General features: G+C 64.9%; 26 protein-coding genes. 7 read left to right on the top strand and 19 right to left on the bottom strand.

The features are described 5' to 3' along the window. Nucleotides 1–31: 31 nt before the first annotated feature. Nucleotides 32–925: a DMT family transporter gene (locus NKG99_RS16320; RefSeq protein ID WP_352869478.1), complete on the bottom strand. Its 894-nt coding sequence runs from the start codon at nucleotides 923–925 to the stop codon at nucleotides 32–34. A gap of 91 nt (nucleotides 926–1,016) precedes the next feature. On the opposite strand from NKG99_RS16320, the gene NKG99_RS16315 reads away from it, so the two are divergent. Beyond that, nucleotides 1,017–1,943, top strand: a complete 927-nt coding sequence (locus NKG99_RS16315) for a LysR family transcriptional regulator (protein ID WP_352869477.1) — start codon at nucleotides 1,017–1,019, stop codon at nucleotides 1,941–1,943. On the opposite strand, the gene NKG99_RS16310 is transcribed toward NKG99_RS16315, so the two are convergent. Continuing rightward, nucleotides 1,940–2,491 carry a hypothetical protein gene (locus tag NKG99_RS16310; protein WP_352869476.1) on the bottom strand — a complete coding sequence of 184 codons (552 nt, stop codon included), beginning with the start codon at nucleotides 2,489–2,491 and terminating at the stop codon, nucleotides 1,940–1,942. The two genes, NKG99_RS16315 and NKG99_RS16310, sit on opposite strands and share 4 nt — an antisense overlap. A gap of 170 nt (nucleotides 2,492–2,661) precedes the next feature. On the opposite strand from NKG99_RS16310, the gene NKG99_RS16305 reads away from it, so the two are divergent. Beyond that, nucleotides 2,662–2,898: a DUF2093 domain-containing protein gene (locus NKG99_RS16305; RefSeq protein WP_352869474.1), complete on the top strand. Its 237-nt coding sequence runs from the start codon at nucleotides 2,662–2,664 to the stop codon at nucleotides 2,896–2,898. On the opposite strand, the gene lpxK is transcribed toward NKG99_RS16305, so the two are convergent. The 6 genes from lpxK to NKG99_RS16275 form a co-directional block, all read right to left on the bottom strand. Continuing rightward, the gene (gene lpxK, locus NKG99_RS16300) at nucleotides 2,895–3,920 is read right to left on the bottom strand and encodes a tetraacyldisaccharide 4'-kinase (RefSeq protein ID WP_352869472.1); all 1,026 of its coding nucleotides are present in this window, start codon (nucleotides 3,918–3,920) and stop codon (nucleotides 2,895–2,897) included. The two genes, NKG99_RS16305 and lpxK, sit on opposite strands and share 4 nt — an antisense overlap. Before the next feature lies 1 nt (nucleotide 3,921). Continuing rightward, entirely contained in the window at nucleotides 3,922–5,238 is a 1,317-nt protein-coding gene (waaA, locus tag NKG99_RS16295) for a lipid IV(A) 3-deoxy-D-manno-octulosonic acid transferase (protein WP_352869471.1), read from the bottom strand. Then, complete coding sequence (locus tag NKG99_RS16290) at nucleotides 5,235–6,026, bottom strand: lysophospholipid acyltransferase family protein (protein WP_352869469.1); 792 nt, start codon at nucleotides 6,024–6,026, stop codon at nucleotides 5,235–5,237. Before NKG99_RS16290 ends, waaA begins: the two co-directional genes overlap by 4 nt. A gap of 5 nt (nucleotides 6,027–6,031) precedes the next feature. Beyond that, nucleotides 6,032–6,277: a DUF4170 domain-containing protein gene (locus NKG99_RS16285; protein ID WP_352869467.1), complete on the bottom strand. Its 246-nt coding sequence runs from the start codon at nucleotides 6,275–6,277 to the stop codon at nucleotides 6,032–6,034. 102 nt (nucleotides 6,278–6,379) lie between these two features. Next, nucleotides 6,380–7,183, bottom strand: a complete 804-nt coding sequence (locus NKG99_RS16280; RefSeq protein WP_352869466.1) for a 3'(2'),5'-bisphosphate nucleotidase CysQ — start codon at nucleotides 7,181–7,183, stop codon at nucleotides 6,380–6,382. Then, the gene (locus NKG99_RS16275) at nucleotides 7,170–8,513 is read right to left on the bottom strand and encodes a TldD/PmbA family protein (RefSeq protein WP_352869464.1); all 1,344 of its coding nucleotides are present in this window, start codon (nucleotides 8,511–8,513) and stop codon (nucleotides 7,170–7,172) included. The genes NKG99_RS16280 and NKG99_RS16275 overlap by 14 nt, the downstream gene beginning before the upstream one ends. Before the next feature lie 167 nt (nucleotides 8,514–8,680). Here NKG99_RS16275 and NKG99_RS16270 point away from each other — a divergent pair, with 167 nt between their 5' ends. Next, entirely contained in the window at nucleotides 8,681–9,097 is a 417-nt protein-coding gene (locus NKG99_RS16270; RefSeq protein ID WP_352869463.1) for a VOC family protein, read from the top strand. Nucleotides 9,098–9,124: 27 nt separating this feature from the next. Here the strand turns inward: NKG99_RS16270 and epmA are convergent, their stop codons facing one another. Then, a complete protein-coding gene (epmA, locus tag NKG99_RS16265; RefSeq protein WP_352869462.1) occupies nucleotides 9,125–10,171 on the bottom strand; it encodes an EF-P lysine aminoacylase EpmA in 1,047 nt (348 codons plus the stop codon). 114 nt (nucleotides 10,172–10,285) lie between these two features. Here epmA and efp point away from each other — a divergent pair, with 114 nt between their 5' ends. Next, nucleotides 10,286–10,855 carry an elongation factor P gene (gene efp / locus NKG99_RS16260; RefSeq protein ID WP_352869460.1) on the top strand — a complete coding sequence of 190 codons (570 nt, stop codon included), beginning with the start codon at nucleotides 10,286–10,288 and terminating at the stop codon, nucleotides 10,853–10,855. A gap of 117 nt (nucleotides 10,856–10,972) precedes the next feature. On the opposite strand, the gene NKG99_RS16255 is transcribed toward efp, so the two are convergent. Both NKG99_RS16255 and NKG99_RS16250 read right to left on the bottom strand, forming a co-directional pair. After that, entirely contained in the window at nucleotides 10,973–12,067 is a 1,095-nt protein-coding gene (locus tag NKG99_RS16255) for an alkene reductase (protein ID WP_352869459.1), read from the bottom strand. Nucleotides 12,068–12,124: 57 nt separating this feature from the next. Beyond that, entirely contained in the window at nucleotides 12,125–12,913 is a 789-nt protein-coding gene (locus NKG99_RS16250; protein ID WP_352869457.1) for an SDR family NAD(P)-dependent oxidoreductase, read from the bottom strand. A 110-nt stretch (nucleotides 12,914–13,023) separates the two neighbouring features. Between NKG99_RS16250 and NKG99_RS16245 the strand changes: the two genes are divergently transcribed. Next, nucleotides 13,024–13,587 (top strand): TetR/AcrR family transcriptional regulator, encoded by a 564-nt coding sequence (locus NKG99_RS16245; RefSeq protein WP_352869456.1) that lies wholly within the window; start codon nucleotides 13,024–13,026, stop codon nucleotides 13,585–13,587. A 197-nt stretch (nucleotides 13,588–13,784) separates the two neighbouring features. On the opposite strand, the gene NKG99_RS16240 is transcribed toward NKG99_RS16245, so the two are convergent. The 5 genes from NKG99_RS16240 to NKG99_RS16220 form a co-directional block, all read right to left on the bottom strand. Next, complete coding sequence (locus NKG99_RS16240) at nucleotides 13,785–14,654, bottom strand: patatin-like phospholipase family protein (RefSeq protein WP_352869455.1); 870 nt, start codon at nucleotides 14,652–14,654, stop codon at nucleotides 13,785–13,787. 225 nt (nucleotides 14,655–14,879) lie between these two features. Next, nucleotides 14,880–16,223, bottom strand: coding sequence for a M16 family metallopeptidase (locus NKG99_RS16235; protein WP_352869454.1), 1,344 nt, complete (start codon nucleotides 16,221–16,223; stop codon nucleotides 14,880–14,882). Between the two features lie 250 nt (nucleotides 16,224–16,473). Next, on the bottom strand, nucleotides 16,474–17,844 hold the full coding sequence (locus NKG99_RS16230; protein ID WP_352869453.1) for a M16 family metallopeptidase: 1,371 nt from the start codon (nucleotides 17,842–17,844) through the stop codon (nucleotides 16,474–16,476). A gap of 114 nt (nucleotides 17,845–17,958) precedes the next feature. After that, complete coding sequence (rsmD, locus tag NKG99_RS16225) at nucleotides 17,959–18,513, bottom strand: 16S rRNA (guanine(966)-N(2))-methyltransferase RsmD (RefSeq protein WP_352869451.1); 555 nt, start codon at nucleotides 18,511–18,513, stop codon at nucleotides 17,959–17,961. A 13-nt stretch (nucleotides 18,514–18,526) separates the two neighbouring features. Beyond that, the gene (locus NKG99_RS16220) at nucleotides 18,527–20,698 is read right to left on the bottom strand and encodes a pseudouridine synthase (protein WP_352869450.1); all 2,172 of its coding nucleotides are present in this window, start codon (nucleotides 20,696–20,698) and stop codon (nucleotides 18,527–18,529) included. Nucleotides 20,699–20,939: 241 nt separating this feature from the next. Between NKG99_RS16220 and NKG99_RS16215 the strand changes: the two genes are divergently transcribed. Then, a complete protein-coding gene (locus NKG99_RS16215; protein WP_352869448.1) occupies nucleotides 20,940–21,389 on the top strand; it encodes a nucleoside deaminase in 450 nt (149 codons plus the stop codon). Between the two features lie 51 nt (nucleotides 21,390–21,440). Here NKG99_RS16215 and NKG99_RS16210 read toward each other — a convergent pair whose 3' ends face one another. Further along, a complete protein-coding gene (locus NKG99_RS16210; protein ID WP_352869447.1) occupies nucleotides 21,441–22,121 on the bottom strand; it encodes a hypothetical protein in 681 nt (226 codons plus the stop codon). 211 nt (nucleotides 22,122–22,332) lie between these two features. Beyond that, nucleotides 22,333–25,296, bottom strand: coding sequence for an isoleucine--tRNA ligase (gene ileS / locus NKG99_RS16205; RefSeq protein ID WP_352869445.1), 2,964 nt, complete (start codon nucleotides 25,294–25,296; stop codon nucleotides 22,333–22,335). A gap of 123 nt (nucleotides 25,297–25,419) precedes the next feature. Between ileS and NKG99_RS16200 the strand changes: the two genes are divergently transcribed. Beyond that, nucleotides 25,420–25,653 carry a hypothetical protein gene (locus tag NKG99_RS16200; RefSeq protein ID WP_352869443.1) on the top strand — a complete coding sequence of 78 codons (234 nt, stop codon included), beginning with the start codon at nucleotides 25,420–25,422 and terminating at the stop codon, nucleotides 25,651–25,653. Here NKG99_RS16200 and NKG99_RS16195 read toward each other — a convergent pair. Further along, entirely contained in the window at nucleotides 25,602–26,408 is an 807-nt protein-coding gene (locus tag NKG99_RS16195; protein WP_352869441.1) for a MipA/OmpV family protein, read from the bottom strand. The genes NKG99_RS16200 and NKG99_RS16195 overlap by 52 nt on opposite strands. Nucleotides 26,409–26,540 lie beyond the last annotated feature (132 nt).

Here is a 26,540-nt window from a genome sequence, read left to right as displayed (position 1 = left end):
TTGAGTCCGGAAATGGCTCCAGCCTTTTGTGTCAACGCCTCAAATTCACGACAATGACGCCGCCGAGTGCCAGCGCGCCACCGAGGATGCCGAGCAGCGTCGGCACTTCGCCGAGCCAGAAGAAGCCGATCAACGCCGACATGGGTGAGACCAGATAGAGGAAATTCGAGGCACGTGCGGCGGGCAGACGCGACAGCGCGGTCGCCCAGGCGGCGTAGGCGATCAGGCTGGGCACGATGCCGAGGAAGATGACGGCGCCAAGGCCTGCGGTGTCGGCAACCGCCGCCTGCGAAAAGGCTGACGGCAGGAAGGGCGACAGGCAGAGTGCGCCGAGCACCATGTTCGAGGCCGAAATGGTCAATGGATGATGGCGGGCAAACAGCGGCTTCTGGACGATGGTGTTGACGGCCGAGCACAAGGCCGAGCCAAGCACCAGCAGGGCGCCGGTATTGAAATGCAGACCTTGCCCGTCGGCCATGGCGATGACGCCAATGCCGGCGAAGGAAATCACCGTTCCGATCCAGGCCATGCCAGAGAAGCGCTCGCCAAGCAGCGCCATCGCCATGATGGCGGTGAAGATCGGGCTGACGTTGATGATGAAGCCGGCGGCACCTGCCGAGACGGTCAGTTCGCCGAAATTGAGCATTACGGTGTAGAGCGCGACGAAGATGGCGCCGCCGAAGACGAGGCGCCACACTTCGTCCAGCCTGGGCAGCGCCGGACGCTTGACCGCGAGGAAGATCGCCGCCGGCACGGCGGCGATGGCAAAGCGCAGCGCGCCCAGTTCCAACGGCCCGAAGGCGGCAAGGCCGGCGCGGATCGCCGGAAAGGCCGATGCCCAGCCGACCACCGTGAGCGCCACGGCGATGGCTGCCGCGGTATCCATCCGCTGTGTCAAATTCAACGTGCCCGTCATCGCGCCCATCTCACCGTCCTCGTGTTCTTCGGTCCTGAAAGGCAGAAAACGCCTTTTGGGGCCGATTGACAAACGACCAAATCGAGGATCACCTGTGACTATGGATCACAGCTCAGACACAATGGTGCCGCTCGAAACGCTGCGCGCCTTCGACGCGGCGGCGCGAACAGGCAGCTTTTCGGCGGCGGCCGAAAAGCTCAACATCACCCACGGCGCCGTCAGCCGGCAGATCGCCAAGCTCGAAGACTGGCTGGGATTGAAAGTCTTCGATCGCGGTGCGCGCGGCGTCTCGCTGACAATCGAAGGCAACAGGCTGCATCTGCGCACCACGGAAGCTTTCGCGCTGATATCGACCCATTCCGACCGCTGGGTCGAACCGCGCGGCACCGCCGTGGTGCGGCTGACCTCCATCCCCTCGGTCAGCGGGCTGTGGCTGATGCCGCGCATGGCGGCACTGGAGAATAATCCCTCCAAGCTGCGCATCGTGCTGGATGTCGACATCCGCCAGGCCGACCTCGCGGACGAAGGCATCGACCTGTCGATCCGCTGCGGCCGCGGCGGCATTCCTGGCCGCATCTCGGTGCAGCTTTTCGAGGAACATGTCTTCCCCGTCGCCTCACCGGAGCTTGCCCGCGAGATCGGCCGCGGCGACCCCGCCCGGCTGCTCAAATTTCCGCTGATCAACGATTCCGACGCTTCGGCCTGGCGCGCCTGGTTTGCCGCGCAAGGCATGGACTACCGCCCGCGCCCGCAGGACCGCCGCTTCGAGGATTACAACCTGGTGCTCGACGCCGCCGCCTATGGGCTCGGCATCGCGCTGGCGCGTCCGCCGCTGACCGGGCATCAGTTGGAGTCGGGCCGCATCGCTCCCGTCGACGAGCGCACCGCTCTCAATCCGGTGTCCTACTGGCTCGACCGGCCGATGGGACGGCCACGGGCCGCTGCGGCGGAACTGGCGCGCCGTATCGCGGTGCAGGCAGGGCTGGCGCCGGAAAAGATGGAAGCCTTCATCGACGCCGAGGGTTAGCGCAGCACCAAAAGAATGAACCCGACGATCGCCACGGCCAACAGCCCGGCAGCCAACGACGTTAGGCCCACGCTCATCTGCCTGCTTTCGGGCTGCGCCACGACGTTCGACCGGGAAGCCGCCTGCCCTCGTCCCGCAACCGCATTGGCGTCGGCTGAGCGGCGCAGGGCCGGAACCTCGGGTGAAAGAAGCGCAACCCATGGCAGTGCCGTGGCCCTTGCCGCGGCTCCCTCATCGACCCTTGTCGGCGGCGGCGCCAGGCCACGTTGCGTAGTGTCGCCGTCAGCCGATGTCCTCGCCGCAGTCGCTGCGGCATCGCCGGTTGTTGCGCCGTCCGGTTCCGCGAGCGCCAGATAGGCCTGCAACATCTCCGCCGATGCTGTCTGCTGGGCTCTCACGGTTGTTGCCGGTGATAACAGCATAGGCAGTGTCGGTGTCGCTGCCGGGCGAACGGGCGCGCCGGATGGCGCCGGCGGCGCCACCAGCGCCTTCACGAGGGCGGTTTTTACCGGATCGGCCTTCGCCGACGGCACGGCCCGCGGCGTCATCGCTTCCCTAAGCAAGACGGCAAGACGAGCAGAGGAAATATCCATAGTGCCCCGTCAACAGCGTTTTTCTTCCCAACATTAGGGGTTCAGCATTGTCTCAGGCTTGTCACATGCTTGACCTCGCCGGAAATTTATGGCGATGAAACCCCCATGAACCTCGGCGTCCCTGCATGATGAACCGTTTCGAAGGCCCCGGCGGCAGCAAGGAAGCCCGCATCCGCTATCTCGATGGCGATTTCCAGGTTACCAGCCCTGGCGCATTCGTCCGCTGCTCCGTGACCGGCGAAAGCATTCCGCTCGATGAGTTGAAATACTGGAGCGTCGCCAGGCAAGAGCCCTATGTCAGCGCAACCGCATCCCTGCGCCGCGAAATCGAGGTGCATCCGGAGCTGCGCAAGCGCGGCTAGCCCCTCATTTTACGCTGGCGCCAGGCATCCAGCGTTTCATCGATGATGCGCGCGGGCACGTGATCCAGTTCGAAAACGGTGTCGATCTCCAGCACTTCGAGCTGGTCGAGAAAGTCCCGTGAGGCGCCGTGCCGCAGCCGGGCGGCGTCCTTGGCGGTGGTGATGAGACCGAGCCTCTCGGCGCCAGCCGTCGCGGCCAGTTCGGCAAGTTCGTCCTCGGCATAGAAATGATGGTCCGGAAACGGCCGCGTCGACACCAGCTCGCCGCCGGCTTTGCGCACCGTGTCGAAGAATTTCTCGGGATGGCCGATGCCGGCGAAGGCCAGCAGCCGCTTGCCGGCAAACCCCGCCTTGCCGCTTGGCTCGGTGCGAGCCTCGAAGATCGGCCGTCCGGCGCGCGCCGCCTGGCGTACCACGGCGTCGGCGGCGGTGCCCTCGCCCATCTTCAACAGCCCGCTGGTGAAGACCAACTGGTCGACGACCTTGGCCCGGAGCGGGCCGCCCGGAATGACCCGGCCATTGCCGATCCCGTAGCGCGCATCGACGACGACCAGCGCGTAGTCGATGTGGATGCGCGCGCTCTGGAAGCCATCGTCCATGATCAGGAAATCGCAGCCATGCTTTTCCAGCAGCAGCCGGGCGCCGGCGGCGCGGTTCGGCGTCACCGCCACCGGCGCGTGTTCGGCCAAGAGCAGCGGCTCGTCGCCGACATGCTTGGCGCTGTCGTGATTGATATCGACGACATGCGGTTCGGCGAAGGAGCCGCCATGGCCGCGCGACAGGAAGCCGGGTTTCAGATGCATGCGTTGGGCCTGTTCGGCGAGCGCGATGGCCACCGGTGTCTTGCCGGTACCTCCAACGGTGAAATTGCCGATGCACAGAACCGGTGCCTCGATCTTCTCGCGCTTGGCCCGCCGCATGCCCCGGCCGGCGGCGAGCGCATAGATGGCCGACAGCGGCGACAGTGCCAGGACCCGCCAGTCCGGCTCTTCCCACCAGAATGGTGGTGCCTCGGAAGTCACGCTAGCGCCCGTTCGCGCCCTTCAGGCGCGACTTGACGACCAGCGGCTGGATGTAGGGCTCAAGCGATTTCAGCGTACGGGCCAGCGCACCTCGCATCTCGTCGACGGTCGCAATGCCCGCCGCCATCATCTCGTGGCGCGCCACTTCGTTGGTCAGGAGGAAATTGACGGCGCCGGCCAGCATGTCGCGATCGCGCACCAGCTTGGCGCCGCCGCTGTCGAGCAGACGCCGGTAGGCCTCGCGAAAATTCTGCACATTGCGGCCGGCGAGAACCGCGGTGTCGAGCATGGCCGGCTCCAGCGGATTCTGGCCACCCTCCGAGGTCAGCGAGCGGCCGACGAATGCGATTTCCGTCAGCCTGAGATAAAGCCCCATCTCGCCGATCGTATCGCCAAGCAATATGTCGGTGTCGGCAGTGATCCTGTCGCCCTTGCTGCGCCGCGCGACCTTCAGACCCATGCCGGAAATCTGCGCGGCAAGCGCCTCGGCGCGATCGGGATGACGTGGAACGACGATCGTCAGAAGACCAGGGTGACGCTTGTGCAGCGTCGCGTGGACTTCCGCCGCGACCACCTCCTCGCCGTCATGGGTCGAGATCGCCGCCCAGGTCGGGCGCGCGCCGATCTGCCGCCGCAGCGCCGCCAGCACCCGTTCGTCGACAGGCGGTGGCGACGTGTCGACCTTGAGGTTGCCCGATACGGTGACCGGCCGGGCGCCGAGCGCGAGGAAGCGCTCGCCATCGACATCCGACTGCGCCACCACATGAGCCAGGTTCTCGAACAACGCCTCGGCGATGTTGGCCCGTTTCTTCCACGACCTGAACGAACGGTCGGACAGCCTGCCATTGACCAGCACCTGCGGCACGCGGCGCGCGCCAAGCTCGAGGATGGTCATTGGCCAGATCTCGGATTCGGCGATGATCGCCAGATCCGGCTGCCAGTGGTCGAGGAACCGGCTGACCGCCGGCTTGAGGTCGAGCGGCACATATTGATGGATGATGCGATCACCGAGCCGCTCGTCGGCGACCTGCGCCGAAGTGACCGTGCCGGTCGTCAGCACGATGTTAACGCCGTAGTCGAGAATGCTTTCGACCAGCGGCACGACGGCTATGGTCTCACCGACGCTTGCAGCATGGATCCAGATCACCGGACCCTCGGGCCGCGGGCGGCCGGCGACGCCATAGCGCTCGCGGCGGCGGTAGCGGTCTTCCTTGCCGCGCGAGGTGCGCCAGGCGACGTAGGGCCCGACCAGCGGATAGGCGGCCGCACCCGCGAAGCGGTATGCCGACAGCATGGCTCTCGCCCAGCGACCGCTCATCGCGTGGCGTCCACGAGACGGTAGGCCTCGGCGGTCGCGGCATTGAGCGCGACTGTCACTTCCTGGCGCTTGCGCTCCATTTCGGCGGCATCGGCACCAGCCGCCACGAAGATCGGCGGGCCGATGACGATCGACGAGCGGCCGAACGGCAGGTTGATGGTGGTCCTGTCCCAGCTCTTCTCCAGCACCTTGCGGCGGCTGGTGGTGATGGCGACCGGCACAAGCGGCCGGCCCGAGAGGCGCGCCAGGAGAACGATGCCAAGCCCTGCGTCGCGCGGTTTGCCGTGCGGAATATCTGCGATCATGGCGACGTTCTTGCCGGTCGCGAGCGACTTTTTCAGGGCGATAAGCGCTTTTGCCCCGCCTTTATCGAGATGCCTGGCATTTTCTCGCCCGCCCGAACCGCGCACCGCCTCGATGCCGAATTTCTCCAGCATCAATGCGTTGAGCTCGGCATCGGCGCTGCGTGAGACCATGGCGACCAGGGGCTTGCGCTTGGGGTAGTAGGCTGGCGTCAGCAGATGCTGACCGTGCCACAGAGCGATGATGACGGGCTCGAACTCGGTATAGGCACCGCCCGAAAACCGCGCCGATCCCGCGACGACGCGATTGGTGAGGTGCACGAACCGGACGAACTGGGCGAACAGGCTGGCGATGGCGTTCTTGACGAAGCGCGACTCCGCCAGCGGTTGGCGAATCTTGCGCCAGAAGGCCTTGGTCGTGCGGCTGCGTCCCCTGCCCGTGGGTGCGGCCTCGCTCGCTGGCCCTTTCGCCAGATCATGCTCCATCGAAGTCAACCGGCAGCCTTGTTGTCGGGGTCCAGCAGCCGGTGCAGATGAACGACGAAATAACGCATGTGGGCATTGTCCACGCTGGCTTGCGCCTTGGCTTTCCAGGCCGTGTGCGCGGATTGATAGTCCGGATAGATGCCGACGATGTCGAGCCCGTCGAGATCGCGGAATTCGCTGCCGCCAAGCTTCTTCAGTTCGCCACCGAACACCAGATGCAAAAGCTGTTTCTTTCCGTCTTCCACGGCCATGTCGGTCCTTCACATATCGTGAGTTTGTGACAGGTCTAGACCAAAGCCGCCGACTTTGGAACCTTAGACCCAGATGAATTCATCTCGTTCAGGAAAGCGCTTTTACGCATCCAGCCCGGCGATGACGCCGGCGAGCACGTCCAGCAGTTCACCGCTGCCGGCGGCGAGCGCGCCGTGGCGGGTCACCTCGCCGGCATAGAGCGGGGCGCGGCCATGCCGGTCGAGCAACTGGCCGCCGGCCTCGCGCAAGATGAGATCGGCAGCGGCAATATCCCAGTCATGCGCGTTCGGCTTGACGAAAGTGGCATCCAGCACGCCATTGGCGATCATGGCCAGCCGATAGGCGAGCGAAGGGCTGTAGGGCGCCCGCTTCAGCCGCGCCTGCCACTTGGCCGGCATCAGGTCGGTCAACTGCTTCAGCCCGGAAATCTCGGCCGTATCCGCCAGTTTGCGCACCGCGATGCGCTTGCCATTGCGGAAGGCGCCCTGACCGGGCAGCGCCCAATAGGTCTCCTCCATCGCCGGGCATTCCAGCACGCCGGCCAATGTGCGGCCATGCTCGACGACGGCAACGCTGACGCACCAGGTGCGCTGGCCTTCCAGGAAACCGCGCGTGCCGTCGATCGGGTCGACGACGAAGGTGCGGCGTGCCGAAAGCCGAACCGGATCGTCGACTGTTTCTTCAGACAGCCAGCCATAATCCGGCCGCGCCGCCAGCAGCGTTTCGCGCAGATAGGCGTCGGCGGCGTGATCGGCCTCGCTGACCGGCGATGTGCCGCCCTTCATCCAGACTTGCGGGCTGTTACCGAAATAGCGCATGGCGATGACACCAGCCTCGCGGGCGGCATCGCGCAGCAGCAGCAAATCCTCGGTGGCGCCGGCAATGGTCAGGTCATGCTCCGGCAAGGGTCATCCCTTCGATCAGGAGCGTTGGGGCGGCGGTGCCGAAATTGCGGTCGAGATCATCAGCCGGCACCATGTTGAGGAACATGGTCTTCAGGTTCGAGGCGATGGTAACCTCGGCGACCGGATAGGCCAGTTCACCATTCTCGATCCAGAAGCCCGAGGCGCCACGGCTGTATTCGCCGGTGATCATGTCGACGCCCTGGCCAAAAACCTCGGTGACGTAGAACCCGGTCTTGAGCGATTTGATCAGTTCCTCCGGCGCGCGCTCGCCGGGCTCGATGGCGAGATTGGTGGAGGATGGCGAGACGGAAGAGCCGCTGCGCGCGCCGCGCCCGTTGGTGACGAGGCCAAGCTCGCGCGCGGCCGATGTCGACAGGAACCAGTGGTTGAGCACGCCCTTTTCGACCATCAACAGCTTTTCGCCCTCAACGCCTTCGCCGTCGAACGGACGCGAGGCCTGGCCACGCCGCCTGAGCGGCTCGTCGGTGACGGTGATGGCGGATGCGGCCACCTGCTTGCCCATCATGTCGCGCAGGAACGAGGTCTTGCGCGCGACCGAGGCGCCGTTGATGGCGCCGGCAAGATGGCCGGCGATGCCGCGCGCGACGCGCGGGTCGAGCACCACGTCGACCGGCCCGGTCGCCGCCTTGCGCGCGCCGATGCGACGCACCGCGCGTTCGCCGGCCTTGCGGCCAATATCCTCGGGTGCATCCAGATCGGCAAAATGCTGGCGCGAAGAGAATTCGTAGTCGCGCTCCATGCCGGTGCCCTCCCCGGCAATGACGCTGGCCGAGCGCGAAAAACGCGAGCCGACATAGTGACCAAGGAAGCCGTGCGAGGTGGCAAGAACCAGCCCGCCCAGGCCCGCACTGGCGCTGGCGCCGGCCGAATTGGTCACGCCCTTGACTGCAAGGGCTGCCGCTTCCGCAGCAAGGGCTGCTTCCTTCAACTGGTCGGCCGACACTTCGGTGGCATCGAACAGGTCGAGATCGCGCGTCTGTTTGGCGAGCAATGCCGGGTCGGCCAGCCCCTGATAGGGATCCCGCGGCGACACTTTCGCCATCGCGACGGCGCGCTCGGCCAGCATCTTCGGATCCGAGGCTGCGGTGGCCGACACACTAGCCACCCGGCCGCCGACGAAGACGCGCAGCGCGACATCCTCGCTCTCGGATGATTCGGTGCCCTCGACCTTGCCGAGACGCACCGACACGCCGGTCGAGCGGCCGCGCACGGCCACCGCGTCGGCGGCATCGGCACCAGCCTCCTTGGCAGCCTCGACCAGAGCCGCGACGCGGTCGGTCAATTTTGCTGCGTCTGATATATCGGTCATGCCTGAAATCCTGCTGGTGCGGCCGACGTCCGGTCGTTGCCCACCCATCTATTGTTCCGGTCCGGCTTGTGCAATGGCATGGGCTTCAATCAAAATGCAGCGTTGAGGGTTCAAACCGCGAACCCTGCGACGCATAATCAGTCTGCAGCCTGCTCGGAGCATTTTCGATGACGCCTTTCCATCTCGCCTTCCCGGTCCGTGATCTCGATGAAACCCGCGTTTTCTATGGCGAGGTGCTGGGCTGCGCCATCGGCCGCTCGTCGACGACCTGGGTAGACTTCGACCTGTTCGGCCACCAGATGTCGGCGCATCTGCGGCCGCGGGCGGCACAGGCCCCCAGCGACGGCAAGGTCGACGGCATTACCGTGCCGATCCCCCATTTCGGCGCCGTGCTGCTGATGGACGACTGGCAACGACTGGCAACGCGACTGGAGGCACGCGACGACATCGACTGGCTGGAACGACCGATGGTCCGCTTCAAGGGCGAGCCCGGCGAACAGGCGACATTGTTCATCCGCGACCCCTCCGGCAATGCCTTGGAATTCAAGGGCTTTCGCTCTTTGGAGCAGGTTTTCGCGCATTGAGCAGGTCAGGACCGGCTGCAGAGCGATTCAGGGCGCCGCGACCGGCGTCCAGATCACATCCTCGATCTTCTGCGCGCCGGTGGCCAGCATCGCCAGCCGGTCGAAACCGAGCGCGATGCCGCTGGCCGGCGGCATGATGGCAAGGGCGGCGAGGAAATCCTCGTCCAGCGGATAGCGCTCGCCATAGATGCGCTGTTTCTCGTCCATTTCGATGATGAAGCGCCGGCGCTGCTCCTCGGGATCAGTCAGTTCGCCAAAGCCGTTGGCGAGTTCGACGCCGCAGCAATAGAGCTCAAAGCGCTCGGCGACGCGCGGGGCGATCGGGCTCGGCCGCGCCAGCGCCGCCTCGGCCACGGGATATTCGCACAGGATGGTCGCGCGCCCCTGCCCGAGGAACGGTTCGACCTTTTCCACCATCACCCGGCTGAACAGGTCGGCCCAGCTATCGTCGGGCGCGGTGCGCAGGCCGGCCCGGGTCAAGGCAGCGTACAGCGCGGCGCGGTCGGTGGCGCCGTCGGCGGCGATCGTGGCCAGCAGATCGATGCCGGCATGGCGAGAGAAGGCGTCCGCCACCGTCAGCCGCTCCGGTTCGGCGAACGGATCGCAGTCGCGGCCGCGGAAGGAAAAGCTCGTCGCCCCTGCCCTTGTCGCTGCCAGCGCCAGAAAGGCCGCGCAATCCAGCATCAGGCTCTCGTAGCCTTCGCCCACCCGGTACCATTCGAGCATGGTGAATTCAGGATGGTGCAAGGGCCCGCGCTCGCGGTTGCGGTAGACCGGACCGAAGCTGAAAATCCTGACCTCACCGGCGGCGAGCAGCTTCTTGCAGGCGAATTCCGGCGAGGTGTGGAGATAGAGCGGCGACCGCGCACCGTCCGGCCCTATCGCTTGCGTGGCGAAGGCCGCCAGATGCGCCTCGTTGCCGGGCGAGACCTGCAGGGCCGCCGTTTCCACCTCGACGAAATCATGGGCGGCGAACCAGTCACGCAGGCTGGCGGCGATGGCGTTGCGCAGCATCAGCCGCGGGCGGCGGTCGGCATGGACATGCGGCGTCCACCAGGGCGAAGCTTCGGTCATGAGGCGCAGATCATGATGGAATGGGGCTGGCGGCGGCGGCCAAGATGCGCTAGGCCCCCATCCAGTGCCGCACAGGCCGGCAAACGCCAATCAACTATCGCAGGATTTAAAACCGTGGTGAAAGTCATCGCCAGTTCGCTCCGCAAAGGCAATGTCGTCGAAAAAGACGGCAAGCTTTATGTGATCCTCTTTGCCGAAAACATCCACCCAGGCAAGGGCACGCCGGTGACGCAGCTCGACATGCGCCGCATCGGCGACGGGGTGAAGGTTTCGGAGCGCTACCGCACCACCGAACAGGTGGAGCGCGCCTATGTGGAAGAGCGCGAGCACACATTCCTCTATCGCGACGGCGAAGGGTTTCACTTCATGAACCCGGAAACCTACGACCAGGTGGCGGTGTCGGAAGCCGTTGTCGGCGACATGGCGCCTTACCTGCTGGAAGGCATGGCCGTGCAGTTGTCACAGTTCAACGGCATTGCCATTTCGCTGGTGCTGCCGCAGCGCGCCACCTTCGAAGTGGTGGAAACCGAGCCGACGACCAAGGGACAGACGGCCTCGTCCTCCTACAAGCCGGCCCTGCTGTCCAACGGCGTGCGCACGCTGGTCCCCCCGCACATCGCGCCGGGCACCCGCGTGGTGGTGATGACGGCCGATGGGGCTTATGTGGAGCGGGCGAAGGACTGAGGTGGGCGTTTAGCTTCAGGGCGAAGGCGGTGATTCCTCAGCGAGCGACCCCTCAGGGAAAAGTGAGATGCCCTGAGGCGCTGGATGGCTGCCTCGCAGGCGCCGCCCTCCGATAGCTCATGGGCGGCTTGAGGCGGCGATCGCGGGATAGTCGGTATAGCCAGCGGAGCCGCCGCCATAGAGCGTCGCCGAGTTGAACTCCGTCAGCGGCGTGCGCGTCTTCAGCCGTTCCACAAGGTCGGGATTGGCGATGAACGGGCGCCCGAAGGCGAACAGGTCCGCCTTGCCCTCGGCGAGCCGCGACGCCGCGAGTTCGAGGTCATAGCCGTTGTTGGCGATATAGGTATTGTTGAAGCGCCGGCGGAGCGATCCGAAGTCGAACGGCGTGACATCGCGCGATCCGCCCGTGGCGCCCTCGACGACATGGATATAGACGATACCCAAAGCGTCGAGTTGATCGACGATATAGTCGAACTGCGCCTGGGGGGCGCTGCTCGAGACGCCGTTGGCGGGCGAGACGGGCGAAATCCGGATGCCGGTGCGCTCTGGGCTGATCTCCTCGACCACCGCAGCGGTAACCTCCAGCATCAGCCGGGCGCGGTTCTCGACCGATCCGCCATACGCATCCGTGCGGACATTGGCGCCGTCCTTGGCGAACTGGTCGAGCAGATAGCCGTTGGCGCCATGAATCTCGACGCCATCGAAGCCGGCCTCAATGGCGTTCGCGGCTGCTTGCCGGAAATCGTTGACGATCCCCGCAAGCTTGTCGAGCGCCAGCGCGCGGGGCTCCGAAACCTCGACAAAGCCGTTGTTCACGAACGTCTTGGTCGCGGCCCGGATTGCCGAGGGCGCCACGGGCGCGGCGCCGTTCTCCTGCAGATCGACGTGCGAGACGCGGCCGACATGCCAGAGCTGAAGAAAGATTCGCCCGCCCTTGGCGTGCACGGCGTCGGTGACCTTGCGCCAGCCGTCGATCTGGGCCTGGGTGTAGATGCCGGGCGTGTCCTGGTAACCTTGTCCCTGCCGCGAGATTTGTGTCGCCTCGGAAATCAGCAGGCCGGCCGACGCGCGCTGGCCGTAATACTGCGCGGCGAGATCGCCTGGAACGAAGCCCGGGCCAGCGCGATTGCGCGTCAGGGGCGCCATGACGATACGATTGGAGAGGGTCAGCGAGCCGAGAGAATAAGGCTCAAAAAGTGCTTTGTTGGTCATAGGTCACCTTTGTTTGTCCCCGTCGCGACGAGGTCGTTTTCAAATGGATCTTGGCGCTCAGGCGGCCGTGCGGTATCGCTCGGCGGGATGTTCGTTCCGGTAGTTCGGAAGCATGGCCTGGCGCGCGGCCTGAAGCGCGTCCCACTGCCCGGCATCGGGAAGCGGCGGGATGGTCACCGGTTCGCGACGGTCGAAGCCGACCAGCGCCGCATCGACCAGATCGTCCACCTCCATGACGTTGGAAAGTGTGTTGATGTCGGCGCCGACGTGGTCCCAGATCTCCGTACGCGTCGTGGCGGGAAGCACGGCCTGGACGTAGACACCCTTCGGCCCGAGCTCGAGGCTGAGCCCCTGCGACAAAAACAGCACGAAGGCTTTGGTCGCGCCGTAGACCGTCATGCCGAACTCCGGCGCCAGGCCCACCACGGAGCCGATGTTGACGATCGCCCCTTCGCCGGCCTTCGCAAGACGCGGGGCGATGGCGCTGGCCAGCCGCAGCAGTGCGGTCGTGTTGAGCGCAACCAGCCGCGCCACGTCATCGGTGCTCTGTTCGACGAAGCTTCCGCCGATGGCCGTTCCGGCGTTGTTGACGAGGATTCCGATGCGGGCGTCGTCGCGCAGCCGCGTCTCCACCGCTGCAAGCTCGGCAGGTTGGGTAAGATCAGCCTGGATGATGTCGATCGCCACGCCGGTCTCCTCAACCAGGCGCGCCGACAGAGCCTCCATTCGTGCCACGTCACGGGCAACCAGCACGAGGTCGTGCCCGCGCCGCGCGAAGCGCTCGGCATAGGAAGCTCCGATGCCGGTGGATGCGCCGGTGATGAGGACTGACGGAATGACGGTCATGGCATTGCTCTTTTCTCTGATGGAACCTACATTCATGACGATCATCATGATTGCGGCTAAATATGATGGCCATCATGTAAAAGTCAACAGGCCTATCGGAGAATTTTGAAATGAAGGTGAGTCGAGAGCAGATGGCGGAGAACCGTCGCCGGATTCTGGATGCGGCCAGCCGGCTGTTTCGCGACAAGGGTTTCGACGCAGTCAGCGTGGCGGAAGTGATGAAGGCCGCCGGGCTCACCCATGGCGGCTTTTATGGCCATTTCAGTTCGAAGGACGACCTGATCGCGCAGACCCTTGCCCATGTCCTTGCCGCGGACTCAGTCGGAGGGGGCGATCTTCGCGCCTATGTGGGTTCCTATCTTTCGCCCCGTCATCGCGACAACGCCGCCGGCGGCTGTCCGACGGCGGGTCTTGCCGCGTCTATCCGCCATCAGACCCCGGCTGCCCGCTCAGCCATGACAGAGGGCCTTCGATCGCAGATCGACCATATCGGCAAGGCGCTCCCGAAGCTGGATGCGGCAGCCAGACGCCACGTGGCGATCGGAAGCTTTGCGGCGATGGTGGGGGCAGTGATCCTCGCCCGGGCGATCGACGACCCAACGTTTTCGGATGAAGTGCTGGAACAGACGCGTGCCTGGGTCGATGCCGGGATCAGTCAGGTGTCTGCCAGCTAGGTGGTCTGCGGCAGGAGTGCTCTTGTCGAAAGCAATGCGGCTATCGTTCGGCCGACATTAGGCGCAAAGTCGCCATTCGGCCGTGAACTCGCCTATGGCCGCATCAAACGCGACCGTTCCCATAGGTCGCCTTTTGTTCGCTTAAGCCGGTTCGGCAAGCAGAATGGGCGCCAGGTCTTACCGGCACGCCACCATCCTCACCCGACCTGCTTTCCCCGCCTCGCGTTGACGGCAGCACTAAGCCGCGCCTCCAGCACCTTCTCCACCTGCCGTTTCAACTCGTCCTTGATATCCACCGTCTCGTTCATCAGGGCATCGATCTTCAGGAAATCGAGCACGCGGTATTTCGACACCGCCGGGCGGACCAGGATGTCGGGGCGGCATTGCTTCAGCTTGTTGGCGATGATCGACTGCATCATCAGCTGTGTGGCGCCGAAAATCAGGTCGACGGAGGTCGGGTGCTTGCGGTCGGCCTCTTCCGGCGCTCCGACGACGTCGACGCCGATGATGATGTCGGCGTCGTTCTCGATCAGGTCGAAGGGCACGGGGTTGTAGATGCCGCCGTCGATCAGCAGCCTGCCGTCGCGCATCACCGGGCGGAACACGGCGGGTATGGCCGCTGACGCCGCCAGTGCCGAGTGCAGGTCGCCATCCTCGAAGACGGCCAGCTTGTGGCCGAAATAGTCCGTCGCGGTTACCTTCAGCGGGATTTTCAGCTCGGCGAAGGTTTCCGGGATGGCTTCGGGCAGAAAGGCCTTCAGGATGCGCTCGACGTTGAACTGGCTGACGCGGATGCCGTTCTGCATAGCTTCGGCGATGGTACCCGGCCGCGCGCGCCACATGCGGCTCGCCACTTCGGCGCGACGGCCGAGGATCGAGCGGGCATAGTCGTGGATGTCCTTGCCGGTCATGCCAGCGGCCATGCCGGCACCCATGATGGCGCCGATCGACGAGCCGGCAATGGCCACCGGCTTGATGCCCAGTTCGTCCAGCGCCTCGATCACATGGATATGCGCCAGCCCGCGCGCGCCGCCGCCGCCGAAGGCGATGCCGAAGCTAGGCGCCATTTTGCGTGACTCCTGTCCCGTTTCCGGCTGGTGTCGGAGACCGCCAATTGGCAAGGTCGGCGCCGCCCCTCACCTGCCTGCCGGCATCCTCTCCCCGTATAGTGGCGGGGAGAGGGGCGCTGTCATCGCCGATTTCGCCAATCGCCAGCGTTGCAGAATAGGCGTCGAGGTTGCGGCCAGCCGGGGCAGCGCCAGCGCTCGGAAAAGAGAAATGCGTGCCGGCTCTCATCCCTTGCCGGCTCCGGCCAGTTTCGGCCCGATGACCATGATGGTCGGCTCGGTGGTCAGCAGCTTCTTCGCCGCCGCCTTGACCTGGTCGAGCGTCACCGCGTCGATGTAGCCGGCCCGGCGCTGCATGTAGTCGATGCCGAGATCGTCGAGCTGCAGTTCGACCAATGTCGAGGCGATGGCGCTCGACGAGTCCAGATTGTTGATGGCGTAGGCGCCGATCATGTATTTCTTGGTCGCCGCCAGCTCCGCCTCGGTCGGGCCTTCATCGGCCAGCTGCTTGACGACGTCGCGGACGATCCCCAGCGTCTCGGCCGCGCGGTCCGACCGGGTGCCGGTGCTGATGACCAGTGCGTTGGCGTGGTCCTGGTTGATCAGCGAGGAGTTGACGCTGTAAGCCAGTCCGCGCTTTTCACGCACCTCCTGGAACAGGCGCGAGGTGAAGGTGCCGCCGCCGAGGATCTCGTTCATCAGCACGGCCGGAAAGAAATCCGGCGCCCTGCGCTTTACGCCGGGATAGGCGAGCTGCAGGGAGGTCTGCGGCAGGTCGTAGTCGACCTCGACATGCTGCGCCAGCTTGGGGTCGATATCGGCCACCGGCCTCAGCGCCTGGTCTTGCGGCAGGTTACCGAACACCATGTCGAGCTTCTTCTTCAGCGTCTCGGGGTCGATGGCGCCGACCACGGCGACATGCAGCCCGCCGCGCGCGAACACCGCGCGGTGCAAGGCTTTCAGATCATCCGGCGTGATGGTGGCGATGCTTTCCTTGGTGCCCTGGTCGGAGCGGGAATAGGGATGGTCGCCGTAGAGTGCGCGCGCCCATTTGCTCTGCGCGACCGTGTCGGGGTCGTTCTCGCCGGCGATGATGCCGGACAGGATCTGGGCGCGGATGCGGTCGATCGGCAACTGGTCGAAGCGCGGCTCGTTGACCGCCAGCCGCAGCAGGTCGAACGCCTCGTCGCGCTGATCGGCCAGCATGCGCATCGTGCCATAGATGCCGTCGCGGCTCTCTTCGAAACTCATCTCGGCACTGGCATCGTCGAGCTTGATCTGGAAGTCTTCCGAGTCCAGCGGCCCGGCGCCTTCGTCGAACAGGCCGGTCATCAGGTTGGCCAGCCCCTCCTTGCCCGGCGGATCCTGCGTCGAGCCGCCGCCGAAGACGAATCGGATGGCGACGATCGGCACAGAATAATCCTCGACCAGCCAGGCGGTGATGCCCTTTGGCGAGGTGACGGACTGGATGTCCATCGCGCGCGCGGTGAGTGCCGGCAGGATCAGGAAGAGGATGGAGAGGAGCAAGGTGATCAGCGGGGCAACCGCACGCCTTTGGGCTTCAGACAAATGATTACTTTCAATCTGTGTTCGAGACGAACATTCGTCGACGTCGGCGCCGCCCCTCATCGCCCTGCCGGGCACTTCTCCCCGTACAGGGACGGGGAGAAGGGGGCTGGCCGCAACCTCGGCGCCCGTCTTGCAACGCTGGTGATTGGCGAAACCGGCGATGACAGCGCCCTTCTCCCCGTCACTATACGGGGAGAGGATGCCGGCAGGCAGGTGAGGGGCAGCGCCAACGCTCAATCTCGACATCAAATCAATTCCCCGCCTGTTGCTGCGGCAAGAGATAGCCGGTCGTCGACCGGGCGAGCACCAGATAGCGCGCGGCGACGCCCTTGACCTCTTCGGCGGTGACCTTGCGGATGCGGTCCGGCCATTGCTGGACGTCCTGCACATTGCCGCCGGTGGCCAGTGTCGAGCCATAGATGTTGGCCATGGAATCCTGCTTGTCACGGGCAAAGATCATCGACCTGACATAGCGGTCCTTGGCCTTTTCCAGCTCCGATGGCGTGACACCATCCCGGACGATGCGCGCGACCTCGGCATCGACCGCCGCCTCGACGTCGGCGATCTTGGCATCGCCGCGCGGCGCGCCGTACACGGTGAAATTGGTATCGTCGAGCATGGTGCCCTGGAAATAGGCGCCGGCGTTGGAGGCAATGCCTTGCTGGACGACGAGCGCCTGGTAGAGCCGGCTGCGATTGCCGCCGCCGAGGATTTCCGCCAGCAGGTCGAGCGCTTCCGCCTCGCCCGGCTTGCCCGAATGATAGGATGGCACCACCCATTGCGTCGAAAAACTCGGTACGCTGACGCGGGCATCGGCGAGCGTCACCGTGCGCCTGGTGTTCTGCTCCGGTTCCAATGGGCGGATGCGCGGCGGCAGATCGGGGCCGCGCGCCACCTTGCCATAGGTCTTCTCGGCCAGCGCCCGCACCGTGTCCGGCTCGACATCGCCGGCGACGATCAGCACGGCGTTGTTGGGCCGGTAATATTTGTCATAGAAGGCGGTGGCGTCGGTGCGGTTCAGCTGCTGCATCTCTTGCATCCAGCCGATGACGGGAATGCGATAGGGCTGATTCTGCCACAGCGTGGCGTCGACCTCCTCGTCCAGCACGGCTTGCGGATTGTTGTCGATACGCGAGCGGCGCTCCTCGAGGATGACATCGCGCTCGGTCTTGATGACGTCGTCGGTGAGGATGAGGTTGCGCATGCGGTCGGCCTCGAAGCTCATCATCAGTTCGAGCGCCGACGGCGCCACCGTCTCGTGGAAAGCGGTGTAGTCGTAAGAGGTGAAGGCGTTGTTGGAGCCGCCGATGTCAGAGATGGCGCGATCGAACTCGCCGGCCGCATGATGGGTCGTCGCCTTGAACATCAGATGCTCGAAGAAATGGGCAATGCCGGATTTGCCCGGCGGCTCGTCGGCGCTGCCGATCTTGTACCACACCATGTGGGTGACGATCGGCGCGCGATGGTCGGGAATGACGACCACCTCCATACCGTTGTCGAGCAGGAAATCCGTGACCTTGAACGCGTCCGGCGCACTGTCCGCGAGCGCCGGGCCGGTGATCGTGAAAGCCAGCGACGTCGCCATCAGCGTTGCGCGCAGCCATTCAGCTTTAGAGGTCATCAATGGCTCCGGTTTCTCGACAGGACGATAGGCAGGGTCTGGACGACAAGCAAAGTGAATTGTTGGTCATGTTGCCGGCAAAGGCGGCGGCAAAGAGGCCGGGAGCAAAACGTATCAGGCCGCTTCGATGAAGCGGATCACCGTCTCGCCGTAACTGCGCTCGTCCAGCACGGAAAAGCCGGGGCCTGGCTCGAAGGGCGCCACCGCCGCCTCCTCGACCACGCACAGCGCGCCGGGGCGAAGCCAGCCGCCGGCCTTGGCCGACCGCAGGGCGCGCTCGCCAAGGCCCTTGCCGTAGGGCGGGTCGGCGAAGACCAGGCCGAACGGCGCCAGTGTGCCGGCTTCGCCAAGGCCTGTGGCATCGCGGCGGAATATCTTGGTGCGGCCGGTCAGGCCGAAGGCTTCGACATTGTCGCGGATCAGGCCACGGCCTTCGGCCGATTCCTCGATGAAGACGCCGTAGGACGCACCGCGCGACAGCGCTTCGAGCCCGAGAGCGCCGGTGCCGGCGAACAGGTCGAGCACGCGCGCGCCGTCCAGTTGCTCCGCGAAGCGATGCGCCAGCACGTTGAAGACGGCCTCGCGGGTGCGATCGGTCGTCGGACGGATGGCGCTCGAGCGGGGCGTCGCCAAGGGACGCCCGCGAAACTCACCGCCGACGATTCTCATCTCGCTTTGGGCCTCATCTCGTTCTGGGACCTTTGGGACCACCGCGCGGCCGCTCGCCACCACCGGCACCGCCCGGACGCTCGCCTCTCGGCTTGCCGAATGGCTTTGCACCGGCGGGTTTGCCATAAGACGGCTTGAATGACGCCTTGCGCGCCTTGGCGTCAGCCGCCTTGGCGGCGTCGGCCTCAGCCCTGCCCTTGCCGATCGGCCGCGCGCCCGGCGCCATCCAGACATTGGCCTTGCGCTGGCCGGGCGGCTCGATCGGCCGCTGCTCGCGCTCGGACTTCTTGCCACCGGGCTTGCCGCCAAAAGCACCACGAGGCTTGTCGCCAAAATTGCCGCGTGGCTTGTCGCCAAAGCTGCGTTCGGGCCGCGGACCGCGCTCGCCAAAGCTCTTCTCGGACCCTGCGCTTCTGTCGGGACTGGTCGACAGTTTGCCCAGCGCCTCGTCGCGGCTGCCTTCGCGGCGTTTGCGGTTCTTGATCAACCCGCCCTCGCCGATCGGACGGCGCTCGCCGTCACGGGTGAATTTCGGCCGTTCGGGCTCCGGCTCGCGAACTTCAGTACGCCGCACCGGCTTGTTGGAAAACGGCTTGGTGACCTCGGCGTCGAAATTGGCGCCGGATTCCTCGACCAGGCGTTCGCCAAGCTGGTCGCGCAACACCCGGCCCTTGATCTCCAGCACATGGCCCTCGGCGAGGTCATCGAGCTGGAACGGCCCGTAGGAGATGCGGATCAGCCGCGTCACATCGAGGCCAAGTGAACCCAGGATGTTCCTGACTTCGCGGTTCTTGCCCTCGCGCAGGCCGATGGTCAGCCAGGCATTGGTGCCCTGCTCGCGGTCGAGCGTCGCTTCGATGGCACCGTAGAAGACGCCGTCGACGGCAATGCCTTCACGCAGGCCGGCAAGCGCGCTCTCCTCGACCTTGCCGTGGACGCGCACGCGGTAGCGGCGCAGCCAGCCGGTGGCCGGCAGTTCGAGCACGCGCGACAGGCCGCCATCATTGGTGAGCAGCAGCAGGCCTTCGGTGTTGATGTCGAGCCGGCCGATGGTCATCAGCCGCGGCAGCTCGGCCGGCAGCACGTCGAAGACGGTCTTGCGGCCCTCGGGATCGCGGTTGGTGGTGACCACGCCTGCCGGCTTGTGGAACAGGAACAGGCGGGTGCGCTCGATCGGCGGGATTTCCATGCCGTCGAGATGGATGACGTCATCAGGCATGACGTTGAAGGCCGGCGAGGTCAAAGCGCGGCCATTGACCTTGACGCGACCGGCGGCGATCAGCTCCTCGGCATCGCGGCGCGAGGCCAGGCCGGCGCGCGCCAGCCGCTTGGCGATACGTTCGCCTGCCTCTTCGGCAGCGTCGGCGGGACGCGGGCGTGGCTTGAAGCTGCCGCCCGACGCGCCTTGCGGCCGATCGCTGAAGTCGCGCTTGGGACGATCGCCGAAATCGCGCTTGGGACGATCAGCGAAATCACGCTTCGGACGGTCAGCGAAGTCGCGCGGCGCACGATCGCCGAAGTCGCGCTTGGGACGGTCGAAGCGCTTTTCGCCGCCCTCTGCCGCCGCAGCCGGCCGGTCGCCACGCGGTGCATAAGGTTTGCGCGGCCCTTCGCGCTTTTCATAGGGCTTGCGTTCGCCTTCCGCCGCCATCGGCCGGTCGCCACGTGGCGCATAAGGCTTGCGTGGGCCTTCGCGCTTTTCATAGGGCTTGCGCTCGCCCTCAGGCGTCGGACGGTCGCTGCGCGGTGCATAGGGTTTGCGCGGCCCCTCGCGCTTTTCATAGGGCTTGCGCTCGCCCTCAGTCGTCGGACGGTCGCTGCGCGGTGCATAGGGCTTGCGTGGCCCCTCACGCTTATCATAGGGCTTGCGTTCGCCTTCGGCCGCCATCGGCCGGTCGCCGCGCGGTGCGTAGGGCTTGCGTGGCCCCTCACGCTTCTCAAAAGGTTTGCCTTCGGGACGCGGGCCTTTGCTGAATGGCTTGTCGCCGCTCTTGAAGTCGCGCTTCGGCCGCTCGCCATCGGCGGCCATCGGGCGATCGCCGCGCGGTGCGTAAGGTTTCTTGGCGCCAAAGGACGGCTTGCCGCCCTTGCCGGCGGCGCTATCACGGCTGCGCGGTCCCGCCGTTTTCGAACCGTTCCTGGCCGGACCCTTCTTGGGTCGGAATTTCTTGTCGTTGTCGTCCATGTGGCCTTTGTCCGTTTGCGCTGCTACAGCGTGGCGCATCCTTTCGGGCGCGCAACGAACGCTGTAGCACTTTGATTTGGCGCATGATCATTTCCGAAAATCGAGTCCGACTTTCGGGTTGATGCGCTCAATAACAGGATCATCAGAGTTTGTCAGGGAAAAGTGGAGACCGGTTTTTCCGGCAAGACAAACGAAAACCAAAAGCCTGGGGTGGCGAGGAGATAATCGGAATGGAAACCGCGTGAAGCGACCGGATTTCATGGCGATGGCGCTGAAAGAGGCCGAGGCGGCGGCCTTGCGCGGCGAAGTGCCGGTCGGCGCCGTCATCGCCAGCGGCGGCACGGTCGTTGCCAGCGCCGGCAACCGCACACGCGAACTTGCCGACCCGACGGCGCATGCCGAGATGCTGGTCATCCGCGAAGCCTGCCGCAAACTGTCGGCCGAGCGGCTGACCGGGCACGATCTCTATGTGACGCTGGAGCCTTGCGTCATGTGCGCCGGCGCTATTTCCTTCGCCCGGCTGCGCCGGCTTTATTTCGGCGCCGCCGACGACAAAGGCGGCGCGGTGGTCAACGGCGTGCGCTTCTTCGCCTCGCCAACCTGCCATCACACGCCCGACATCTATCCGGGCATGGGCGAGACCGAGGCGGTCCTGTTGCTCAAAGGATTTTTCCAGGAACGGCGCGGCTGACCGGGCGCAAGGCCCGTCAACGCAAAGCAACGAAACGCAGACCGTCCGTTTTTAGAGCGACGGCAGCCAGTCGAACCAGCCGCTGCCCTTCTTGCCTTGCGCCTCTTTCTTCAGGCGGCGTTCCTTCTTGTACTCGTCCTCGCCAAGCTCGTTCTGCGGCGCCGTGCCGGCAGCGACACGATACTGCACCGGCGGTTCGCTGAGATATTTGCGGGTGTTCGGGTCGCCCTGCTTGCTATCGGCAAGCCGGCGCTGGATCTCGGCGGCGCGACCCTTGTCTGAATCGGCTGGCGTCCACGCCGGCGGATGGCTCGAGCCTGACTCCGCCATCGCCTTCTTCACCGAGGCCGGGTCGGTCTGCACGTCGTCGACGATTTCCGACTGGTAAGCCGGGTCGTTCTGATGGGCGGTGGCGTCCGCGCGCAGGCGGGCGCGGCGCTGCTCGGGCGATTCGGGCCACTCGGCGCTTGCCGTCTCGATGCTGTCCTGCGGCGCCGGCAGCGCTTCCTTCTGGCCCGGCGCCGGCTTCACCAGCGTCGGACGCGGCTTGTAATCGATCTGTTCCTTGCGCTTCGGCGCGAACGAAAACGCGCCGGAAATATCACCGGCCAGCTGTTCGCCGGCGGTCTTGTCGGTACCATAGGTCGGAGAGCCCATGCAGCCGGACAAAGCCAGGCCCGATGCGACAAGCGGCGCCAGCAGCGCCAGGCGCGCGTTATATCTCTCGGTCATGCCAAAAAGTCCCACTGTAGACAGCCTCTCGATTGCCACCGGTCTTATGACCGGTCCCCATCGTCCAAGCACTTGCGACGGAAATCCGGCGACAATTTGTCTTCCGGAGTTTCGCGTGTTTACCTCAACCACTCGTTAAGGGCAACGCGCGGGCGGTTTTCGCCCGCCCGGCGTGGCATTTGTGCACCGATCCAGCTGGCTGGCCAGCCTGTTAAAGCCGGCCAAGTGCCTTCAATTCGTGCAGCACCGCGGCATCGCGCGCCGAAACGTCGGGGAATTCCGGATCCTGGCCGACATCGGCGGTGTAGCGCCAGGACCGCGCGCATTTCACCAGGCCGCGATCCTCGGCCTTTTCGACCACCACGGCGACACCCCTGACGTCGTCAAGCGTGAAGGCACCCGCGGGCGCTTGCCCATGAGCGATGACCAGATCGCTGGTGATCGCCATCTCGGCCATGTCGACATCCGATATCGCCGCTTCGAGTGCCGCATCGTTGATGGTGACGACCGGCACAGCTTCCAGCGACGACCCAATCACCTTCTGGGCGCGCGCGATCTCCAGCGCGCCGGTGACGACGCGTCGCACCTGCCGCACCTTGCGCCACTTTTCCGCCAGGGCCTCATTCTTCCAGTCCGCCGGAATTTGCGGAAACTGGTCGAGATGCACCGAGACGGCGTCCGGATGACGGTCGAGCCAGGCCTCTTCCATGGTGAAAGGCAGCATTGGTGCCAGCCATTTCACCAGGCAGTCGAAAAGATGACGCACGACCTGCACCGAAGCCTTGCGCTGCACGCTCGACGGCGCGTCGCAATAGAGCGCGTCCTTGCGGATGTCGAAATAGAAGGCCGACAGCTCGACCACCATGAAATCGAGCAGCATGCGGGTGATGCGCTTGAACTCGAAGGCGTCGTAGCCCGAGCGCACGACCTCATCCAGCTCGGCCAGCCGGTGCAGCATCAGCCGCTCCAGCTCCGGCATTTTCTCCAGCGGCACCTCTTCGCCGTCGTCATGGGCGAGCGTGCCGAGCATCCAGCGGATGGTGTTGCGCAGCTTGCGGTAGGCGTCGATGTTGGTCTGCAGCACGTTCTTGCCGAGGCGCTGATCCTCCCAGTAATCGGTCGTCACCACCCACAGACGCAGTATGTCGGCGCCCGACTGCTTGATGACGTCTTGCGGCACCACGGTGTTGCCAAGCGACTTCGACATCTTGCGGCCGTCCTCGTCCATGGTGAAGCCATGGGTGACGACTGTGTCATAAGGCGCCCTGCCCCTGGTGCCGCAGCTTTCGAGCAGCGAAGAGTGGAACCAGCCGCGATGCTGGTCGGAGCCTTCGAGATAGACGTCGGCCGGCCATTTCAGATCCGGACGATCCTCCAGCGTGAAGGCGTGCGTCGAGCCCGAATCAAACCAGACGTCGAGGATGTCCATCACCTGCTTCCATTTGGACGCATCGTGATTGCCGAGGAAACGCTCCTTGGCGTCGGAGGCGAACCAGGCGTCGGCGCCCTCCTGCTCGAAGGCATCCATGATGCGCTGGTTGACCGCCTCGTCCTTCAGCACATTGCCGTCGGCATCGGCGAAGACGGCGATCGGCACGCCCCAGGCGCGCTGACGCGACAGCACCCAGTCGGGGCGCTCCTCGATCATGGCGCGGATGCGGTTCTGGCCCGCCGCCGGCACGAAACGAGTGTCGTCGATTGCCTTCAGCGCACGGCCGCGCAACGTCGAGCCGTCGCCGAGGTCCTTGTCCATATAGACGAACCATTGCGGCGTGTTGCGGAAGATGATCGGCTTCTTCGACCGCCAGGAGTGCGGATAGGAGTGCTTCAGCCGGCCACGAGCGAACAGCGCGTTGCGCTTGATCAGTTCGTCGATGACGGCCTGGTTGGCGTTGCCCTTCTTGCCGTTGTCATCGATGACACGCGCCGGTCCGCCCTCGCGGTCCGGGCCGAAACCCGGCGCGTCCTTGGTGAAGAAGCCGCCATCGTCGACGGTGAACGGGATGGCGCTGTCGATGCCACGTGCGCGCAAATCCGTTGCCGCATCCATCCAGGCGTCAAAGTCCTCGCGGCCGTGCCCCGGTGCGGTGTGGACGAAGCCGGTGCCGGCGTCGTCGGTGACATGGTCGCCAGCGAGCATCGGCACGGCAAATTCGTAACCGCCGCCAAAGCCCTTGAACGGATGCGAAAGCGTAAGGCTTCCAAGCTCTTGCGCCGAAACGCCGCGGAGACGATTCAAGATGACCTTGGCCTTGGCCGAGGAGTCTTCGGCCAGTGCGTCGGCAAAGATCAGCTTTTCGCCCGGCTGCGGGCCGAACGCGTTCTCGGCCGCCGTGACCTCGTAGAGGCCATAGGCGATGCGCGGCGAGTAGTTGACGGCGCGGTTGCCAGGGATCGTCCAGGGCGTCGTCGTCCAGATGACGACATGGGCCTGCAGCAGATCGAGGGCTCCCTCCGTCAGTTTGGTCCCGCCATCATCGATGGGGCGGACCAGGCTGGCGACCGGAAACTTCACCCAGATCGTGTCGGATTCATAATCCTGGTACTCGACCTCGGCTTCGGCCAGCGCCGTGCGCTCGACGACGCTCCACATCACCGGCTTGGAGCCGCGATAGAGCTGGCCCGACATGGCGAATTTCAACAACTCGCCGGCGATGCGCGCCTCGGCATGGAAAGCCATTGTCGTATAGGGATTCTTGAAGTCGCCGATGACGCCGAGCCGCTGGAACTCGCCGCCCTGCACCGTGATCCAGTGCGCGGCGAACTCGCGGCATTCCTTGCGAAATTCGTTGACCGGCACCTCGTCCTTGTTCTTGCCCTTGGCGCGGTACTGCTCCTCGATCTTCCATTCGATCGGCAGGCCATGGCAGTCCCAGCCCGGCACATAGTTCGAGTCATAACCGCGCATCTGGAACGAGCGGGTGATGACGTCCTTGAGGATCTTGTTCAGCGCATGGCCGATATGGATGTTGCCGTTGGCGTAGGGCGGGCCGTCATGCAGCACGTATTTCGTGCGGCCGGCAGCACTTTCGCGCAGCTTGGCGTAGAGGTCCATGTCCTGCCAGCGCTTGACCAGCAGCGGCTCCTTCTCGGGCAAACCGGCGCGCATCGGAAAATCCGTTTGCGGCAGATAAAGCGTCTTGGAATAGTCGATCGTTTCTTTGGTGTCAGTCATTGGGGTATCGGTCATTGGTCTGCCATGTGCATTGCCCGGCCGCAAAGGAGCTCGGGCGTTGAACTTTACTTCTTGCGCATGTCGGTTTCCCAAAACCGGGGCCACTTTTGGGCGACATGCCTTATGATCTGGAAAAAGCGCGAGATGGCGCACGCCAAAATTCCCGGCGGCTCCGGCGGCGCTCAGGCCGCCCGGAACACCGGGCTCATAATTCGTATCGTCGGCCTGCAAAGGCGCGAAAAGCTCATCATGCCCCGGCTTTTAGCGGAGATGAGCGCAGGAATAAAGCGTCTCGTTCGATTCACTTACATCGTGAAGTCGAAGCGATATGTGGTCGACACGCCGATCATGAACTGATTGCGGTCGCCGCGTTCCCTGACCAGGCTGGAATCGGCCGCCGGTCCCATCAGGCGGGAATATTCGCCAAACAGGCTGGCGGTCATCGGCTCGGTCACCTTCCAGGTTATGGCGCCACCGACGCCGGTCGATTTCAGGCCGCCACCGGGGTGATATTCGCTCAGGCCCGAGGCCACGGCTTCCTGCGCGTCGACGCCATAATAGGCGTCAAAATAACCAGCCGAGGCGAACGACACGCGCGGCCCGCCCGAAATCCGCACGGTTGGCGTCACATCGTAGAAGGCGTCGGCGGCGATGTCGGCGACAAAACCGTTGTGGGCACGGATGCCGTGGCGCAGCTCGGCGCGGGCACGCAGCCAATCCGTCGGATAGAATTCGAAGAAGCCGCCGACTTCGCCGCCCCAGCGCACCGGATCGAGGCCCTTCAGCTCATCGGCGTTGCCGTCGTCGCGGGAAAACAGGAACTTGCCGGTCAGGCCGGCGCGGACACCGTCATCGTCGACCAGTGCCAGCGAGATGTTGTCGTTGCGCGAGGAGAAGCGTGCCGCCGGTCCGGCCTTGCCCAACGAAATGATCGGTGAAGCGCTGAGCAGGTACTTCTTGCCGCCCTCGAAATTCGGCGCCACCATGCCGGTGGCGCCAACGGTCAGATACCAGTCGCCGGACAGCCAACTGCCCTCGCCCGCATTGGCAGCGCCCGCGCCACCCAGCAGCGCAGCGGCCAACACCAGAGAGATTTTTCCGACCGGACTCATGGCCACTCCACTAACACAACACACACGGTTACCGATGCCAGCTTTGACGGCCATTTGGTAAAATTTGATTTAAAATCCGACACATCCGCTCGTGGTTTGCAGGGGATCCCCCACTGCCGGCCATCGACTGGA

This window comes from Mesorhizobium sp. M1409 (assembly GCF_040317535.1).
Taxonomy (GTDB): domain Bacteria; phylum Pseudomonadota; class Alphaproteobacteria; order Rhizobiales; family Rhizobiaceae; genus Mesorhizobium.
Note: the sequence above shows the minus strand (reverse complement) of the source record. Positions and strands in the feature narration are given on the sequence as shown.

Coding starts and splice junctions, on each gene's coding strand:
- NKG99_RS16320 (WP_352869478.1), bottom strand. CDS start 925: ATGGGCGCGATGACGGGCACGTTGAATTTGACACAGCGGATGGATACC.
- NKG99_RS16315 (WP_352869477.1), top strand. CDS start 1,017: ATGGATCACAGCTCAGACACAATGGTGCCGCTCGAAACGCTGCGCGCC.
- NKG99_RS16310 (WP_352869476.1), bottom strand. CDS start 2,491: ATGACGCCGCGGGCCGTGCCGTCGGCGAAGGCCGATCCGGTAAAAACC.
- NKG99_RS16305 (WP_352869474.1), top strand. CDS start 2,662: ATGATGAACCGTTTCGAAGGCCCCGGCGGCAGCAAGGAAGCCCGCATC.
- waaA (WP_352869471.1), bottom strand. CDS start 5,238: ATGAGCGGTCGCTGGGCGAGAGCCATGCTGTCGGCATACCGCTTCGCG.
- NKG99_RS16290 (WP_352869469.1), bottom strand. CDS start 6,026: ATGGAGCATGATCTGGCGAAAGGGCCAGCGAGCGAGGCCGCACCCACG.
- NKG99_RS16285 (WP_352869467.1), bottom strand. CDS start 6,277: ATGGCCGTGGAAGACGGAAAGAAACAGCTTTTGCATCTGGTGTTCGGT.
- NKG99_RS16275 (WP_352869464.1), bottom strand. CDS start 8,513: ATGACCGATATATCAGACGCAGCAAAATTGACCGACCGCGTCGCGGCT.
- NKG99_RS16270 (WP_352869463.1), top strand. CDS start 8,681: ATGACGCCTTTCCATCTCGCCTTCCCGGTCCGTGATCTCGATGAAACC.
- epmA (WP_352869462.1), bottom strand. CDS start 10,171: ATGACCGAAGCTTCGCCCTGGTGGACGCCGCATGTCCATGCCGACCGC.
- NKG99_RS16255 (WP_352869459.1), bottom strand. CDS start 12,067: ATGACCAACAAAGCACTTTTTGAGCCTTATTCTCTCGGCTCGCTGACC.
- NKG99_RS16250 (WP_352869457.1), bottom strand. CDS start 12,913: ATGACCGTCATTCCGTCAGTCCTCATCACCGGCGCATCCACCGGCATC.
- NKG99_RS16245 (WP_352869456.1), top strand. CDS start 13,024: ATGAAGGTGAGTCGAGAGCAGATGGCGGAGAACCGTCGCCGGATTCTG.
- NKG99_RS16240 (WP_352869455.1), bottom strand. CDS start 14,654: ATGGCGCCTAGCTTCGGCATCGCCTTCGGCGGCGGCGGCGCGCGCGGG.
- NKG99_RS16230 (WP_352869453.1), bottom strand. CDS start 17,844: ATGACCTCTAAAGCTGAATGGCTGCGCGCAACGCTGATGGCGACGTCG.
- rsmD (WP_352869451.1), bottom strand. CDS start 18,513: ATGAGAATCGTCGGCGGTGAGTTTCGCGGGCGTCCCTTGGCGACGCCC.
- NKG99_RS16220 (WP_352869450.1), bottom strand. CDS start 20,698: ATGGACGACAACGACAAGAAATTCCGACCCAAGAAGGGTCCGGCCAGG.
- NKG99_RS16210 (WP_352869447.1), bottom strand. CDS start 22,121: ATGACCGAGAGATATAACGCGCGCCTGGCGCTGCTGGCGCCGCTTGTC.
- ileS (WP_352869445.1), bottom strand. CDS start 25,296: ATGACTGACACCAAAGAAACGATCGACTATTCCAAGACGCTTTATCTG.
- NKG99_RS16200 (WP_352869443.1), top strand. CDS start 25,420: ATGATCTGGAAAAAGCGCGAGATGGCGCACGCCAAAATTCCCGGCGGC.
- NKG99_RS16195 (WP_352869441.1), bottom strand. CDS start 26,408: ATGAGTCCGGTCGGAAAAATCTCTCTGGTGTTGGCCGCTGCGCTGCTG.